Source organism: Pseudomonas sp. S2_A02 (assembly GCF_054668495.1).
Map to the genome: position 1 here is coordinate 5,846,410 of NZ_CP162776.1, position 16,256 is coordinate 5,862,665.

Here is a 16,256-nt window from a genome sequence, read left to right on the forward strand (position 1 = left end):
GTCGGAGTACCCCACGTATCGTGCCGCACATGGATAAATGGATTGAATTGGTCAAGGCCAAAATGAGTGAACTCAAAGTCACTCAAGAGATACTCGCCGAGCGCATCGGAATGTCCCAGGGCGGCGTCGGCCATTGGCTGAATAAACGTCGTCAGCCCCGCATCCAAGAGATGAACCGTGTCTTGCAGGCGCTGGGAATGGACTATCTGGAAGTCGCGATGGTGATCAGGGAACCGCAGATCTCACAGGATGAAGAGATCTCTCTGACGCAGAAGTACAACCCGTACTTTCGCTACCCGGTCAGTGACTGGCGGGAAACCGGGGAGGTGCGCGACGGGGAGTTATTGACCTACGGCGCTTCATCGGCTGTCAGCAAACCGCGCTTCGAGCTGTCCGATTACCACGCACAGGGCGCTGCGTTCTGGCTGGTGGTGGTCGGCGATGCGATGACTGCACCCTCGGGTGTGAGCATTGCTGCGGACATGTTGATTCTGGTGGACCCGGCCATCGTGCCGGAGCCTGGCAAACTGGTGATCGCCCAATGGCCCGGCAGCGCCGAGGCGGTTTTTCGCAAACTGATCGAAGAGGGCGGGCAGCGTTATCTGGTCCCGCTCAATCCGACCTATCCGAAAGCCCTTTACACCGAGGAATGCCGAATCATCGGTGTGGTGGTTCAGGCGACTGCCAAATTCTAATCAGATCGGTCCTCGCAATGCGTAGGACCGATCTTCATTTCACGCGTGTTCCAACTCCACCAACGCACTGCCTTCGCTGACCATCTCGCCTTCCTGGCAATACAACGCCTTGATCACTCCGGCGTGGGGCGCGCGAATGCTGTGCTCCATTTTCATCGCTTCCAGCACCACCAATTGCGCCCCGGCTTCGACTGTTTGCCCGGCCTCCACCAGCACTCGCACGATGCTGCCGTTCATAGGCGCGGTGAGTCCACCCTGATGGCTGTGACTGGCTTCAACAGCGCTGATCGGGTCATACGCCTCGATGCGGCGCAGTTCACCGTCCCATTGCAGATACAGCGTATCGCCACGGCGGATTGCCCGATGCCGGTGGCGCAAGCCGTTGTGTTCGGTCAGCAGGTATTCACCCTTGAACTGTGCGGTATGCGCATCGGCATCGCTCAGGGTCAGCGCCCGGTCTTGCCCTTCGCAACTCAAATGCAGGGTGATTTCTGTCGGTAGTCCGGCACGGAATCCGTTGCCAATACCCCAAGGCGAATTCAGGTCATCAGCGCGGGTCGTGCCCGGCTGGCTCTGGGCAAATGCCTGCGCGGCCGTTTGCCAGAACTCATCGCTGAGGTCTGAAGGTGCTGGCAGCAGTTGTTCCTGATGACGCGGAATAAAACCGGTATCCAGCTCCGCCGCGGCAAATGCAGGGTGGCCGATGATTCGGCGCAGGAAGTTGATGTTGGTCTTCAGTCCACCAATGGCAAACTCATCAAGCATGCTCAGCAAACGCAGCCGCGCCTGTTCACGGTCTTCGCCCCAGGCAATCAGCTTGCCGAGCATTGGGTCGTAGAACGGAGAAATCTCGTCGCCTTCTTCAACGCCACTGTCCACGCGACGCCCCGGTCCTTCTGAGGATTCGCGGTACAACACCAGACGCCCAGTGGCCGGCAGGAAGTCATTCGAAGGATCTTCCGCGTACAACCGAACTTCAATTGCATGGCCGATCAGCGGCACCTGGTCTTGAGTCATCGGCAGCGCTTCACCGCATGCCACGCGAATCTGCCAGGCCACCAGGTCGAGGCCGGTGATGGCTTCGGTGACCGGGTGCTCGACTTGCAGGCGCGTGTTCATCTCCATGAAGAAGAACTCACCGCGCGCATCCAGCAAAAACTCCACGGTGCCGGCACCGACGTAGCCGATGGCCTGTGCCGAGCGCACGGCGGCTTCGCCCATGGCCCGACGCAGTTCCGGGCTCAGACCCGGAGCCGGGGCTTCTTCGACGACTTTCTGATGCCGACGCTGAATCGAGCAATCACGTTCATTGAGGTACAGGCAGTTGCCATGCTGGTCGGCGAATACCTGGATTTCCACGTGGCGTGGCTTGAGCAGGTACTTCTCCACCAACATCCGCGAGTCGCCGAACGACGACAGCGCTTCACGTTGTGCCGAGGCCAGGGCTTCGGCCAGTTGGCTGACGTCCTCGACCACTTTCATCCCTTTACCGCCACCGCCCGCCGTGGCCTTGAGCAGCACCGGATAACCGATGCGTTCGCAGGCGTCGCGGAAGGTGTCGAGGTCTTGGGCTTCGCCGTGATAGCCGGGCACCAGTGGCACGCCTGCGGTTTCCATCAACGCTTTGGCGGCGGACTTGCTGCCCATGGCGTCAATGGCCGAGGCGGGCGGGCCGAGGAAGATCAGGCCGGCCGCTTCGATCGCGCGGGCGAACCCGGCGTTTTCCGAGAGAAAACCATAACCGGGATGAATCGCCTGAGCGCCGCTGGCTTTCGCAGCGGCGATCAGTTTGTCGATTTGCAGGTAACTGTCGGCGGCTTTGCTGCCGCCCAGGTCGACGCGAATATCGGCTTCGCGGCTGTGCCGGGCGTCACGGTCGGTGGCGCTGTGCACGGCCACGGTGGTCAGGCCCAGAGCTTTGGCGGTGCGCATCACCCGGCAAGCGATTTCGCCGCGGTTGGCCACCAACAGGGTGGTGAGAACAGGTGCGCTCATCAACGCGGCTCCTTGAGGGTGGTTTCGGTTTGCCAGTTCGGTGGACGTTTTTGCAGGAAGGCGCGCAGGCCTTCCTGGCCTTCGGGGCTGACGCGGATTCGGGCGATGGCGTTTTCGGTGTAGCGCCGTAGCGCCGGGGTCAGCGCGCCGTGGCCGACTTCACGCAGCAAATCCTTGCTGGCGCGCATGGCCGCCGGGCTGTTGAGCAGCAGGTTGTCGATCCACTGATCGACTTTCTGCTCCAGTTCAGCCATCGGGTAGCTTTCCGACAACAAGCCGATTTCCCGAGCCCGTTGCCCGCCGAAACGTTCGGCGGTCAAGGCATAGCGGCGGGCCGCGCGCTCGCCGATGGCTTGCACCACGAACGGGCTGATGACCGCCGGCGCCAGGCCAATGCGCACTTCCGACAGACAGAACTGTGCGTCGTCGGCGCCGATGGCCATGTCACAGCAACTGATCAGGCCCAGCGCGCCGCCATAGGCCGCGCCTTGCACCACCGCCACGGTCGGGATTTTCAGCTTGGCGAGGTTGTACATCAACTCTGCCAGTTCCCGGGCGTCGTCGAGATTGGTGTGGTAATCGAGTTCGGCCGATTGCTGCATCCAGGCCAGATCGGCACCGGAGCTGAAATGCTTGCCGCGACCGCGGATCAGCAGAAAACGCAGACTGGCATCGCTCGACACTTTGTCCAGCGCAAGGATCAGTTCGCGGATCATTTCGGCGTTGAAAGCGTTGTTCTTTTCTTCACGGCTGAGCCACAAGGTCGCAAAACCCCTTGGATCGCTCAGCAGTTCGAGGGTGTTGAAGTCGCTCATATTCATCCGTCTCCACAACTCTTGTGGGAGCGGGCTTGCTCGCGAAGAACGATAACGCGGTGCATCAGATAAACCGCGGTGAATCCTTCGCGAGCAAGCCCGCTCCCACAGAAAATCACATCCGGAACACGCCGAAGCGGCTCGGTTCGATTGGCGCGTTCAGCGACGCCGACAAGGCCAGGGCCAACACGTCGCGGGTCTGCGCCGGGTCGATGACACCGTCGTCCCACAGTCGAGCGCTGGAATAATAGGGATGCCCCTGTTCTTCGTATTGATCGAGGATCGGTTGCTTGATCTCGGCTTCCTGCTCGGCGCTGAAACCATGACCACTGCGCTCGGCCTGCTCGCGCTTGACCTGGACCAGCACGCCCGCCGCCTGTTCGGCACCCATCACGCCGATCCGTGCGTTCGGCCACATCCACAGGAAGCGTGGATCGTAGGCCCGACCGCACATGCCGTAGTTACCGGCGCCGAAGCTGCCGCCGATGATCACGGTGAATTTCGGCACCTTGGCACAGGCCACGGCGGTCACCAGTTTCGCGCCGTGCTTGGCGATGCCGCCGGCTTCGTATTTCTGGCCGACCATGAAACCGGTGATGTTTTGCAGGAACAGCAATGGAATGCCGCGCTGGCAGGCCAGTTCGATGAAGTGCGCGCCTTTCTGGGCGGCTTCGGCGAACAGGATGCCGTTGTTGGCGAGGATCGCGATCGGGTAACCGTGTAGGTGGGCAAAGCCGCACACCAGCGTAGTTCCGAACAACGCCTTGAACTCATCGAACACCGAGCCGTCCACCAGACGCGCAATCACTTCGCGCACGTCGAATGGTTGCTTGGCATCTGCCGACACCACGCCGTACAACTCGTCGCTGCTGTACAGCGGCGCGATCGGCGTGCGTTGTTGCAGTTCACCGAGCTTGCGCCAATTGAGGTTGGCGACGCTGCGCCGGGCCAAGGCGAGGGCGTGTTCATCGCTCTCGGCATAGTGGTCGGCGACACCGGAAATCTTGCAGTGTACATCGGCCCCGCCGAGGTCTTCGGCGCTGACCACTTCACCGGTCGCGGCTTTCACCAGCGGTGGGCCGGCGAGGAAAATCGTTGCCTGCTGACGGACCATGATCGCTTCATCGGCCATCGCCGGTACGTAAGCGCCCCCGGCAGTACACGAGCCCATGACCACCGCAATCTGCGGAATGCCCATGGCGCTCATGTTGGCCTGGTTGAAGAAAATCCGCCCGAAGTGTTCGCGGTCCGGGAACACTTCATCCTGACGCGGCAAGTTGGCGCCGCCGGAGTCCACCAGATAAATGCAGGGCAGGCGATTTTGCTGGGCAATGGTTTGCGCGCGCAGGTGTTTTTTCACGGTCAGCGGGTAATACGAGCCGCCTTTCACGGTGGCATCGTTGGCGACGATCATGCATTCGACGCCTTCCACCCGCCCGATTCCGGCAATCACCCCAGCGGCGGGAACGTCTTCGCCATACACCGCGTAGGCCGCCAATTGGCTGATTTCGAGAAACGGCGAGCCCGGATCGAGCAGGCGATTGATCCGCTCACGCGGCAGCAGTTTGCCTCGCGAGGTGTGGCGTTCTTGAGCCTTCGGGCCGCCACCTTGCTGCACTTGCGCGAGCAGGGTGTGCAGGGCGTCGACCTGTTTGAGCATCGCCGCGCTGTTAGCCGCGAACTCCGCTGAACGGGGATTGAGCTGGGTATGCAGGATAGCCATGTGCAGCTCCGTTTAGCGGGTTTCGTTGAACAGTTCGCGACCGATGAGCATGCGACGGATCTCACTGGTGCCGGCGCCGATTTCATACAGCTTGGCGTCACGCAGCAAACGGCCGGCCGGGAATTCGTTGATGTAGCCGTTACCGCCGAGAATCTGGATCGCGTCGAGGGCCATTCGGGTCGCGCATTCGGCGCTGTAGAGGATGACTCCGGCGGCGTCCTTGCGCGCGGTTTCGCCGCGCTCGCAGGCCTGGGCCACCGCATAGAGGTAGGCGCGACTGGCGTTGAGTTGGGTGTACATGTCGGCGACCTTACCCTGGATCAGCTGGAATTCGCCGATGCTCTGGCCGAACTGTTTGCGGTCGTGGATATAAGGAACGATCAGGTCCATGCAGGCTTGCATGATCCCGGTCGGGCCACCGGAAAGCACTACGCGCTCGTAGTCGAGGCCGCTCATCAGCACTTTCACGCCGCCATTGAGCACGCCGAGGATGTTTTCTTCCGGAACTTCGACGTCATCGAAAAACAGCTCGCAGGTGTTCGAACCGCGCATGCCGAGTTTGTCGAACTTGCTGCTGCGGCTGAAGCCTTTCCAGTCACGCTCGACGATGAACGCGGTGATGCCGTGCGGGCCTTTTTCCAGGTCGGTCTTGGCGTAGATCACGTAGGTGTTGGCGTCGGGGCCGTTGGTGATCCAGGTTTTGCTGCCGTTGAGTACGTAGTGATCGCCGCGTTTGTCGGCGCGCAGTTTCATCGAGACCACGTCGGAACCGGCATTCGGTTCGCTCATGGCCAGGGCCCCGATGTGCTCGCCGCTGATCAGTTTCGGCAGGTATTTGCTTTTCTGTTCGTGTGTACCGTTGCGGTTGATCTGGTTGACGCACAGGTTGGAGTGGGCGCCGTAGGACAGCGCGACCGAGGCCGAACCACGGCTGATTTCTTCCATGGCGACAACGTGCGCCAGGTAACCCAGACCAGCACCACCGTACTCTTCCGGCACGGTGATACCCAGCAGGCCCATGTCGCCGAATTTGCGCCACAGGTCGGCGGGGAACAGGTTGTCGATGTCGATCTGAGCGGCGCGCGGGGCGATCTCTTTAGCGACGAAGGACTGAACCTGATCGCGCAGCATGTCGATGGTTTCACCGAGGGCAAAGTTCAGGGATGGGTAGCTCATGGGGCACCTTTTGGCTTTTTTGTAGGGTGGGGAGGGCAGTGATTCGGCTCTCACCTTTACGTTAACGTAAGCCTGTGACGAATGGCTGTCAATCTCCCTTTACGTTAACGTCAACTTGAGCGAGAGTAGAGCCAGTTCTGAAAGACTGTGGCGAGGGAGCTTGCTCCCGCTCGAGCGCGAAGCGGTCGCAAAATCAGCAACCGAGGTGTGTCAGGCAGCACCTGATTGCTGATTTCACGACTGCTTCGCAGCCGAGCGGGAGCAAGCTCCCTCGCCACACAAGCCTCGTTCCTACAATAAAGACAATAGGGGTCGTCATGGATCAACCCAGTGCAAGCCCGCAGCGCAGCTATACCCGTGGTTCCCAGGACAAAGCCTTGCTGGCGATGACCATCGGTCAGGCGTTCGATAACACGGTCGAGCAATACCCGAACGGGGAGGCGTTGGTCGTGCGTCATCAACGGCTGCGCTACACCTGGCAGCAGCTGTCAGAGGCCGTCCACTTACACGCCAGAGCATTTCTGGCGTTGGGCTTGCAGACCGGTGACCGGCTCGGCATCTGGGCGCCGAACTGCGCCCAGTGGTGCATCAGCCAGTTCGCCAGCGCGAAAATCGGCGTGATCCTGGTCAACATCAACCCGGCTTACCGCAGTTCCGAACTTGAATACGTGTTGAAACAGTCCGGTTGCCAATGGCTGGTCTGTGCCGGCGCCTTCAAGACCTCCGACTATCACGGCATGTTGCAAGGACTGGTACCGGAACTGGCGGAGCAATCCATCGGCCAGTTGCAGAGCGAGCGCCTGCCGGAACTGCGTGGGGTGATCAGCCTGGATGCACAGCCGCCGTCGGGTTTCCTGCCGTGGTCGCAGCTGACTGATCTGGCGGCCAGCGTGTCGATCGAGCCATTGCGCGAACGCCAGGACAGTCTGCATTTCGGCCAAGCGGTGAACATTCAGTATACCTCCGGCACCACCGGTTTCCCCAAGGGCGCGACCCTCAGTCATTACAACATTCTCAATAATGGTTACATGGTCGGCGAAAGCCTCGGGCTGACGGCCAATGATCGGCTGGTGATTCCGGTGCCGCTGTATCATTGCTTCGGCATGGTCATGGGTAATCTTGGCTGCGTCACCCACGCCAGCACCATGATTTACCCCAACGACGCCTTCGATCCCTTGCTGACGCTGAGCACCGTCGCTGAAGAAAAAGCCACCGCGCTATACGGCGTGCCGACCATGTTCATCGCCATGCTCGATCAACCCAAGCGCGCCGAGTTTGATTTGTCGAGCCTGCGCACCGGGATCATGGCCGGGGCGACCTGTCCGATCGAGGTCATGCGCCGGGTTATCAGCGAAATGCATATGAGCGAAGTGCAGATTGCCTACGGCATGACGGAAACCAGCCCTGTGTCTTTGCAGACCGGTCCGTCAGACGAGCTGGAATTGCGTGTCACCACCGTTGGCCGAACCCAGCCGCAACTGGAAAGCAAAATTATCGACGAGGCGGGTAACCTGGTGCCACGCGGCACCATCGGCGAGCTGTGTACTCGGGGCTACAGCGTGATGCTCGGCTACTGGAATAATCCGCAAGGCACCGCCGAGGCTCTCGATGAGGCGGGCTGGATGCACAGCGGCGATCTGGCGAGCATGAACCACGAAGGCTACGTGTGCATCGCCGGGCGTAACAAGGACATGATCATCCGCGGCGGTGAGAATGTTTACCCAAGGGAGCTGGAAGAGTTCTTCTTCACCCACCCGGCGGTCGCCGACGTGCAGGTGATCGGCATTCCTTGCTCCCGCTACGGCGAAGAGATCGTCGCCTGGATCAAATTTCACCCCGGCCGCAGCGCCACCGAGCAGGAACTGCAAGCCTGGTGCAAGGAGCGCATCGCACACTTCAAGACGCCGCGTTACTTCAAATTCGTCGAGGAGTTTCCGATGACAGTGACCGGCAAGATCCAGAAGTTTCGGATGCGTGAGATCAGCATCGAAGAGCTGCGAGATAATAACGCCTGACCACAACTCCTTGTGGGAGCGAGCCTGCTCGCGATGACGGCAGCACATCCAATATAGATGTCGACTGAACCACCGCTATCGCGAGCAGGCTCGCTCCCACAGGGTGGGCGCAGTGGAAATGGCAAACACGAGAAAGCACAAAGGGGAGCCGAAGCTCCCCTTTAATTTTGTCGTTACGTGCTCTTTTTTTATTATTGAGGGGCGGTCTATTGTTGTTTTTGGCAACCGTGGCCCTTTACCGCTGTTTTTGTCGATCCCCATCCGGGATCAAGAGCAAACGTATTTTTTTGAGCGCTGATCTACTTTTTCGCTAAGCGATCCAACCAGTTCGGGAGCTACCTGAAGGTAGTTTTATTGTTCTCTGCCCGGTTGCGGGTTACTTCGAAAAGCACCCTGAAAAGCACATCCTCTCCAAAAAAATCTGTTAGCTGCGTCTCTGCCGTGTTGTTCTTGTTATGTCAGAGTCGTTACGTCTTATTTTTATTGGTTTGCAGTTTTTATTCTTGTTATGCCATAGAGATAGCAGAAGCCGTGCCAACTTTTAAAAACCCTTTAAATTCAATGCTTTGAGTTTTTCGCAGGATTTTTCATCCAACCTAAATCTGACAATTTGTTTCCGTGTTACTCGTTTCCGCCCACGTTTCAGCACACGCGGTAACACCCGGACACATTCATACTGTCACTGTGCGCTGCGGGCCTTGGCCACGCGCGAACCGCTAGGGCGTCCCAGCACTGTGCAAATCTGTTGGCCGGCCCGAATCAAGGCGTCCAGGTCGATTCCGGTCTCGATGCCCAGGCCATTGAGCAGGTAAACCACGTCTTCGGTCGCGACATTACCGCTGGCGCCCTTGGCGTACGGACAACCGCCAAGGCCGGCGATGGAGCTGTCGAACACCGCGATGCCTTCCAGCAGGCTGGCGTAGATGTTGGCCATGGCCTGGCCATAGGTGTCGTGGAAGTGCCCGGCCAGCTTTTCCCGCGGCACATCGGCCGACACCACTTCGAACATCTTGCGGGTCGCGCCAGCGGTGCCGGTGCCGATGGTGTCTCCCAGCGAAACCTCGTAACAGCCCATCGCATAGAGCTCGCGAGCGACTCGGGCGACTTGTTCCGGTGCAATGTCACCTTCATAAGGGCAACCCAGCACGCAGGACACGTAACCGCGCACGCTGACGCCGTGTTGTTTGGCGGCGTCCATGATCGGCACGAAGCGCTCCAGACTCTCGCTGATCGAGCAATTGATGTTGCGCCGGGAAAACGATTCGGACGCTGCGGCGAACACGGCGACTTCCTTGACCCCGGCGGCGATGGCGTCCTCAAAGCCCCGCAGGTTGGGGGCGAGGGCACCATAGGTCACGCCCGGCTTGCGCTGGATCTGCGCGAAAACCTCGGCGGAACCGGCCATTTGCGGCACCCATTTGGGCGAGACGAAACTGCCGACTTCTATATAGCCCAAGCCTGCGGCGGTCAGCGCGTCGACCAGTTGCACCTTGTCCGCAACGCTGATGGGCTGGGCTTCGTTTTGCAGACCGTCGCGAGGGCCGACTTCGACCAGGCGTACGTGGGTGGGTAGGGACATGGGAATCGACCTGTGCTGATTGTCTGAATGTTCAGAGAACCCTGTGGGAGCGAGCCTGCTCGCGATAGCGCCGGGTCAGTCGACATGAGTGTTGAATGCGCTACCGCCATCGCGAGCAGGCTCGCTCCCACAATGGGATTGTTAAACCACTTGCTGGCTCTTGATCGTCTGCTCCAGCGCCTGGGTGCAGCGCTCTTCAGCCGTGTCGAGTTCCAGTTTCATCTGTTCGATGTCCAGCAGTTGCTGTTCGAGTTGTTCCCGACGTTCGGCGATTTTCGCCAGCATGCTGTGCAGTTGCTTGGTGTTACCGCTGGAAGGGTCATAGAGCTCGATCAGCTCGCGGCATTCGGCCAGGGAAAAACCAATGCGCTTGCCCCGCAGAATCAGCTTCAGGCTGACCTTGTCACGGGGCGAATAAATGCGTTCCTGGCCACGACGCTCGGGACTGAGCAGGCCTTGCTCTTCATAGAAGCGAATGGCCCGGGTGGTGATATCGAGCTCGCGGGCGAGGTCGGAAATGCTATAGGTCTGGCTGCTCATGGAAGCGCTCGAAAAAGGTCATGGCGCTAAGCTAATGGCAGGTTGACGTTTACGTCAAGGGGCGTGGCCTTTCGTTGGTATCACCGGCCTCTTCGCGAGCAAGCCCGCTCCCACAGGTGACCGCGTTCTCTCAGGGGAATGCGATCAAATGTGGGAGCGGGATTGCTCGCGAAGAACGATAACGCGGTCCAACGCCCTACACCTTATCGAGCTTCTTTTCATGCGCCGTGACCTGCTGGCACAACTCGATCATCTGCTCGCGCATCCAGCGGTTGGCCGGGTCCTGGTCGGTGCTTTCGTGCCAGTAGAGGTGGGTTTCCACTGGCGGAACTTCTTTGACCGGCAGGTTCACCGAGTACAAGTCATGGCGACGGGCGAAGCGTTCCGGCACGGTCATGACCATGTCGGTCTGCTGCAACACTTGGGATGCCATCAGGTAATGCTGGGAGCGCAGGGCGATTTTGCGCTGGATGCCCATTTTGCCCAGGGCCAGGTCGACATAGCCCAGACCGCTGCGACGGCTGGAGATGTGGATGTGGGTCAGGGACAGATAATCATCAAGGGTGAATTTGTCTTTGCCTGCCAGTGGATGGCCCTTGCGCATGGCGCACACGTAACGGTCCTCCATCAACTTGACGTGACGCACCTGCGGGTCGGTATTGAGTGGCGCATCCACCGCGAAGTCGAGACGCCCGGCCGCCAGTTCCTTGGTGGTCTCGCGACGTTTGGACAGGAAACTTTCGATGATCACCGTCGGCGCCAGGCGTCGCAGCCGTTGGAACAGTGGCGGCAGGATCACCGCTTCGGTGAGGTCGGTCATGCTGATGCGGTAGGTCTTGACCGCCTGCAACGGGTTGAAGATGCGGCTTTCCTGCACCGACACCCGCAGCAGAGAGAGGGCGTTACGCACCGGGCCGATGATGTTTTGCGCCATTGGCGTCGGCACCATGCCTTGGGCGGTGCGCACGAAAAGCGGATCGTTGAAGGTCTCGCGCAGGCGGGCCAGAGCGTTCGAGACCGCCGGTTGAGTAATGCCGACAATCTGCCCGGCGCGAGTCAGGTTGGCTTCGGTGTAGATCGCGTCGAAGACGATGAAAAGGTTGAGGTCGACCTTGCTCAGATTCATTGCGCTGCGCTCTCTGCTCTTGTTATAGGAAGGTGGCTCGATCAGTCGATCATATATCGGTGATGAATGTTAATACACGCCGAGAATAGGCTAGGTAAATTATCAACGCTGTTCTAGCATCGATTGCATGCTCTGAACAACCTCCCTTAAGTAAGAAGGTAGCTGCCCATGGATTTCGCTTATTCGCCCAAAGTGCAAGAACTGCGTGAGCGCGTGACCGCGTTCATGGACACCTACGTTTATCCCGCTGAAGCGGTGTTCGAACGCCAGGTCGCCGAGGGAGATCGCTGGCAGCCGACGGCCATCATGGAGGAACTCAAACTCAAGGCCAAAGCTGAAGGCCTGTGGAATTTGTTTCTGCCTGAATCCGAACTCGGCGCCGGCCTGACCAACCTCGAATATGCGCCGTTGGCGGAAATCATGGGCCGCTCGCTGCTGGGCCCTGAGCCGTTCAACTGCTCCGCGCCAGACACCGGCAACATGGAAGTGCTGGTGCGTTACGCCAATGAAGAACAGAAGCAGCGCTGGCTCGAACCGTTATTGCGCGGCGAAATCCGCTCGGCGTTTGCCATGACCGAGCCGGACGTGGCCTCGTCCGACGCCACCAACATGGCTGCCCGCGCTGTGCGTGATGGCGACGAATGGGTGATCAACGGCAAGAAATGGTGGACCTCTGGCGCCTGCGATCCACGCTGCAAGATTTTGATCTTCATGGGCCTGAGCAATCCGGATGCACCGCGCCATGCGCAGCACTCGATGATTCTGGTGCCGGTGGATACCCCTGGCGTGAAGATTGTGCGTCCGCTGCCGGTGTTCGGTTATGACGACGCGCCTCACGGTCACGCCGAAGTACTGTTCGAAAACGTCCGGGTACCGTACGAAAACGTCTTGTTGGGTGAAGGACGCGGCTTCGAAATTGCCCAAGGTCGCCTCGGCCCTGGCCGGATTCACCACTGCATGCGTTCGATCGGCATGGCCGAGCGTGCGTTGGAGCTGATGTGCAAACGTGCGGTCAACCGCACTGCGTTCGGCAAACCCCTGGCGCGTCTGGGCGGTAACATCGACAAAATCGCCGACTCGCGGATGGAGATCGACATGGCCCGCCTGCTGACGTTGAAAGCCGCGTACATGATGGACACCGTCGGCAACAAGGTGGCGAAAAGCGAGATCGCGCAGATCAAAGTCGTCGCGCCGAACGTGGCATTGCGGGTGATCGACCGGGCGATCCAGATCCATGGCGGGGCAGGGGTTTCCAACGATTTCCCGCTGGCCTACATGTATGCCATGCAACGCACCCTGCGCCTGGCCGACGGCCCGGACGAAGTGCACCGCGCGGCGATCGGCAAGTTCGAGATCGGCAAATATGTGCCTAAAGAGATGATGCGTAGCGGGCATTAACAAGCACCGCGTCATCGTTCATCGCGGGCAAGCCCGCTCCCACAGTTGCAGTGGTGTTCACCGCTTTTGTGTACGACACGGACACTGTGGGAGCGGGCTTGCCCGCGAAGGCGTCGGCCCATTCAACACAGCCACTTCAGTAAACCCAAACCTTGTTGTCCAGCGTCGCGCTACCTTCTTCGAAACGGAAATTCACCGTCAGCCGCTGGGCATGACGGCTGAGTGCCTGATAACCCTCGGGCATCAACGCATTCGGTGTGACGGCCATGGCCTGAACCGTCTGCGCGATAAAACCATTGGCTGCGACAATCGCCTGGCCTTTGCTGCTTTGGGCAAACTTCACCAAGGCCTTGGCCCAGGGATTTTTCCCGGTCGGCGGTAGGTAAAAGAACAGCCGACGGGACAGCGGGTAATCTTCCGTCGCGATCAGGCTATTGAGCGGCTGCATGGCCTGGGAGTCACCATCGACAATGGCCACGGCTTTGGCCTGGCGCACATAAGGCAAACCGATGAAGCCAATGCCTTGCGGGTCCAGACTGACAGCGTCGGACAATTGCTCGCTGGATTCGAAGCGTTTCGCGTTGCCGCTCAGGGTTTTCCCACGCGGGCTGAGGACCAATTCCTTGAACGTGTCATAGGTGCCCGATTGATCATCCCGCGCATAGAGATGAATCGTCCCACCGGTGCCGCCGAGTTCTTCCCAGGTTTTCGCTTCGCCGCTGAAGATTCGCGCCAGTTGTACGGTGCTGAGTTGCTTCAGCGGATTGTGCGGATGAAGGATGATTGCCAGTCCGTCGATGGCGATGACTTGCTCGGCAATCGGGCTTTTCAGGTCGCCCAGCGGCTCGAGATCCAGCCGTTCGCTGTCCTTGATCGAGCGCGACGAGGCCGCGAGATCGGCAGAGGCGTCTTTCAGGGCTTTGAGCCCGGTGCTGGAACCGTGTGCCGCGACCTCCACTTCGACTCGGCGTCCCTGAACGGTTTCGCCGACGATGCGTTGTTCATTGGCTTTGTCCGGGGCTTCGCGGTGAACCTTGAGCAGGCCCTGTTCACGCATCAACCCCTCGACCAGCGCCGGGCCCAATGCCGCGCCAATGGTGTTGGAGCCCTGAATGCGCAGCACCGGGCCACGTTCGGGCGTCGGCAAGTCGCCAGCCGACACCGGCAGCACAGCGCCGAACAGCAACAGGAACAACACGCGCAGCGTCATGCCGGCACCTTATAAGCCTGGGAAAGTGCCGGGAGAATAAGTCAGTAAGGTTTCTGAACGATGACAGTTACCAATGTGGGAGCGGGCTTGCTCGCGAAGGCGGTGTGTCAGCCAACATCAACATTGGATGACACACCGCCTTCGCGAGCAAGCCCGCTCCCACATTAGCCTTGTGTAGATTTTGTAGGATCAGCTCAACTCAAGCCAGATCGGCGCATGATCGGAAGGTTTTTCCATCCCGCGCAGATCGTAATCCACGCCGGCATCCTTCACTCGCGGCAACAACCCATGGGACGCCATGATCAAGTCAATCCGCAGCCCGCGCTTGGGCTCATCTTCAAACCCGCGGCTGCGGTAGTCGAACCAGCTGAAACGGTCGGAAACGTCCGGGTTCAAGTGACGGAAACTGTCGACCAGACCCCAATTCTTCAGGCGCGCCATCCATTCGCGTTCTTCGGGCAGGAAGCTGCATTTGCCGGTTTTCAGCCAGCGTTTCATGTTGTCCGGGCCGATACCGATGTCGCAGTCTTCCGGGGAAATGTTCACATCACCCATCACCACAATCGGCTGGTCGTTGCTGAACTGGCTTTCCAGCAATTGCTGCAAATCGCTGTAGAAACGTTCCTTGGCCGGGAATTTGGTGGGGTGATCGCGGCTTTCACCCTGTGGGAAATAGCCGTTCATGATGGTCACCGGCACGCCATTGGCGTCGGCGAAAGTGCCCCAGATGAAGCGTCGCTGAGCGTCTTCTTCGTCAGTGGTGAAACCTTTGTACAAGGCAATCGGTTCCTGGCGCGAGAGCAGGGCCACGCCGTAATGGCCTTTTTGCCCGTGGAAATGCACTTGATAGCCCAGTGCCTGAACCTCGGCCAGGGGAAACTGGTCGTCGTGGACCTTGGTTTCCTGCAATCCGATCACGTCTGGTTGATGTTTCTCAATCAGCGCCGCCAGCTGATGCGGGCGAGCGCGCAGCCCGTTGATGTTGAAGGAGACGATCTTCATGGTCGGCAGTCCTGGCAAAAGTGCGATGCTAGCTGACATGTAGGAATGGGGCCAGCCTTGGGGTAAGGCGATTCGTTTTTGCCCGTCAGCTTTGTGTAGGCCGTTATGGCCCAATCGCGAGCAGGCTCGCTCCCACAGGTTATGAGTCTGGTCTATACCTTGTGGGAGCGAGCCTGCTCGCGATGACGGTTTAAGTACCACCATTGATTTCGGATCAGTCAGGAACTGTGCCAGCGCCAACACGTTCGTAACAATAAGAGCGCCGCCATTTTTGAGCCGCGCCCAGGGGAGATCTGCCGTTATGCCCGAAACCTCGACCGTCATCGCCGATATTCACATGCTCGATAGCGGCTATTCCCGCGAAGCACGTTCCCTGTTGTACCAGGCGTACCGGCACGAGCCGACGTTCGGCTATCTGTTCGAAGCCGAACGCCCTGGTTATGAACAACGGGTACGGGCGACGGTGCGCGAACTGGTCAAACAGCACTTTTTGCAGGATTTGCCGGCCATCGGCCTGCTGGTGAATGATCGCTTGATCGGCATCGCTCTGATTGCACCGCCGCAACGTCGCCTGGGCATTACCGAAAGTTGGGCCTGGCGCCTGCGGATGGTGCTCAGCACCGGTTTTCGCTGCACCCGACGCTACCTCGATTACCACGCCGCCGTAATGGCCTGCGTGCCGTCCGACTCCGTGCATGTCTTGCCATTGCTGGGGGTTCATCCGCAATTCCAGGGCAAGCACTTCGGCGAGCAACTGCTGCAAGCGGTCCATAACTGGTGCGCGGTCGATGAGCACTCACAGGGCGTGATCCTCGACACCGGGAATCCTCGTTATCTGGAATTCTATAAGCGTCAGGGCTACGAGGAAATCGGCGAAGTGGCCGTAGGACCGATTCGAGAGCACGTATTTTTCCACGCCAACCCGCAGGTGTTACAAACGGCAACGGCATAACAGTAGAACTTTCGCGGCAGGTCAGGCTCT

At 59.5% G+C, this 16,256-nt stretch carries 12 protein-coding genes and 1 pseudogene; 4 read left to right on the forward strand and 9 right to left on the reverse strand.

Annotation, left to right across the window (positions count from 1 at the left end; all coding sequences use genetic code 11):
- Positions 1 to 29: 29 nt before the first annotated feature.
- A complete protein-coding gene (locus tag AB4O41_RS26635) occupies positions 30 to 695 on the forward strand; it encodes a LexA family protein (RefSeq protein ID WP_460145325.1) in 666 nt (221 codons plus the stop codon).
- Positions 696 to 734: 39 nt separating this feature from the next.
- On the opposite strand, the gene AB4O41_RS26640 is transcribed toward AB4O41_RS26635, so the two are convergent.
- From AB4O41_RS26640 to AB4O41_RS26655, 4 genes are all read right to left on the reverse strand, one after another.
- Positions 735 to 2,690, reverse strand: coding sequence for an acetyl/propionyl/methylcrotonyl-CoA carboxylase subunit alpha (locus AB4O41_RS26640; protein WP_460145326.1), 1,956 nt, complete (start codon positions 2,688 to 2,690; stop codon positions 735 to 737).
- The gene (locus AB4O41_RS26645; protein ID WP_460145327.1) at positions 2,690 to 3,505 is read right to left on the reverse strand and encodes a gamma-carboxygeranoyl-CoA hydratase; all 816 of its coding nucleotides are present in this window, start codon (positions 3,503 to 3,505) and stop codon (positions 2,690 to 2,692) included. Before AB4O41_RS26645 ends, AB4O41_RS26640 begins: the two co-directional genes overlap by 1 nt.
- A 115-nt stretch (positions 3,506 to 3,620) precedes the next feature.
- Entirely contained in the window at positions 3,621 to 5,228 is a 1,608-nt protein-coding gene (locus AB4O41_RS26650; protein ID WP_008014290.1) for a carboxyl transferase domain-containing protein, read from the reverse strand.
- A gap of 12 nt (positions 5,229 to 5,240) precedes the next feature.
- On the reverse strand, positions 5,241 to 6,404 hold the full coding sequence (locus tag AB4O41_RS26655; RefSeq protein WP_008014292.1) for an isovaleryl-CoA dehydrogenase: 1,164 nt from the start codon (positions 6,402 to 6,404) through the stop codon (positions 5,241 to 5,243).
- Positions 6,405 to 6,721: 317 nt separating this feature from the next.
- Here AB4O41_RS26655 and AB4O41_RS26660 point away from each other — a divergent pair, with 317 nt between their 5' ends.
- Complete coding sequence (locus AB4O41_RS26660; RefSeq protein WP_460145328.1) at positions 6,722 to 8,419, forward strand: AMP-binding protein; 1,698 nt, start codon at positions 6,722 to 6,724, stop codon at positions 8,417 to 8,419.
- A gap of 679 nt (positions 8,420 to 9,098) precedes the next feature.
- Here the strand turns inward: AB4O41_RS26660 and AB4O41_RS26665 are convergent.
- The 3 genes from AB4O41_RS26665 to AB4O41_RS26675 all read right to left on the reverse strand — a co-directional run bounded on the left by AB4O41_RS26665 (position 9,099) and on the right by AB4O41_RS26675 (position 11,664).
- On the reverse strand, positions 9,099 to 9,998 hold the full coding sequence (locus tag AB4O41_RS26665) for a hydroxymethylglutaryl-CoA lyase (RefSeq protein WP_460145329.1): 900 nt from the start codon (positions 9,996 to 9,998) through the stop codon (positions 9,099 to 9,101).
- Between the two features lie 141 nt (positions 9,999 to 10,139).
- A complete protein-coding gene (locus tag AB4O41_RS26670; protein WP_258615943.1) occupies positions 10,140 to 10,538 on the reverse strand; it encodes a MerR family transcriptional regulator in 399 nt (132 codons plus the stop codon).
- 196 nt (positions 10,539 to 10,734) lie between these two features.
- Positions 10,735 to 11,664, reverse strand: a complete 930-nt coding sequence (locus AB4O41_RS26675) for a LysR family transcriptional regulator (RefSeq protein ID WP_030130891.1) — start codon at positions 11,662 to 11,664, stop codon at positions 10,735 to 10,737.
- Between the two features lie 168 nt (positions 11,665 to 11,832).
- Here AB4O41_RS26675 and AB4O41_RS26680 point away from each other — a divergent pair, with 168 nt between their 5' ends.
- Positions 11,833 to 13,062, forward strand: coding sequence for an acyl-CoA dehydrogenase (locus tag AB4O41_RS26680; protein ID WP_008014296.1), 1,230 nt, complete (start codon positions 11,833 to 11,835; stop codon positions 13,060 to 13,062).
- Between the two features lie 151 nt (positions 13,063 to 13,213).
- Here the strand turns inward: AB4O41_RS26680 and AB4O41_RS26685 are convergent.
- Positions 13,214 to 14,272, reverse strand: a pseudogene (locus AB4O41_RS26685) (phosphate ABC transporter substrate-binding protein); the annotation flags it as partial.
- A 189-nt stretch (positions 14,273 to 14,461) separates the two neighbouring features.
- On the reverse strand, positions 14,462 to 15,274 hold the full coding sequence (xthA, locus tag AB4O41_RS26690) for an exodeoxyribonuclease III (protein WP_460145330.1): 813 nt from the start codon (positions 15,272 to 15,274) through the stop codon (positions 14,462 to 14,464).
- A 301-nt stretch (positions 15,275 to 15,575) separates the two neighbouring features.
- Here xthA and AB4O41_RS26695 point away from each other — a divergent pair, with 301 nt between their 5' ends.
- The gene (locus AB4O41_RS26695) at positions 15,576 to 16,226 is read left to right on the forward strand and encodes a GNAT family N-acetyltransferase (RefSeq protein WP_123358310.1); all 651 of its coding nucleotides are present in this window, start codon (positions 15,576 to 15,578) and stop codon (positions 16,224 to 16,226) included.
- Positions 16,227 to 16,256: the final 30 nt, after the last annotated feature.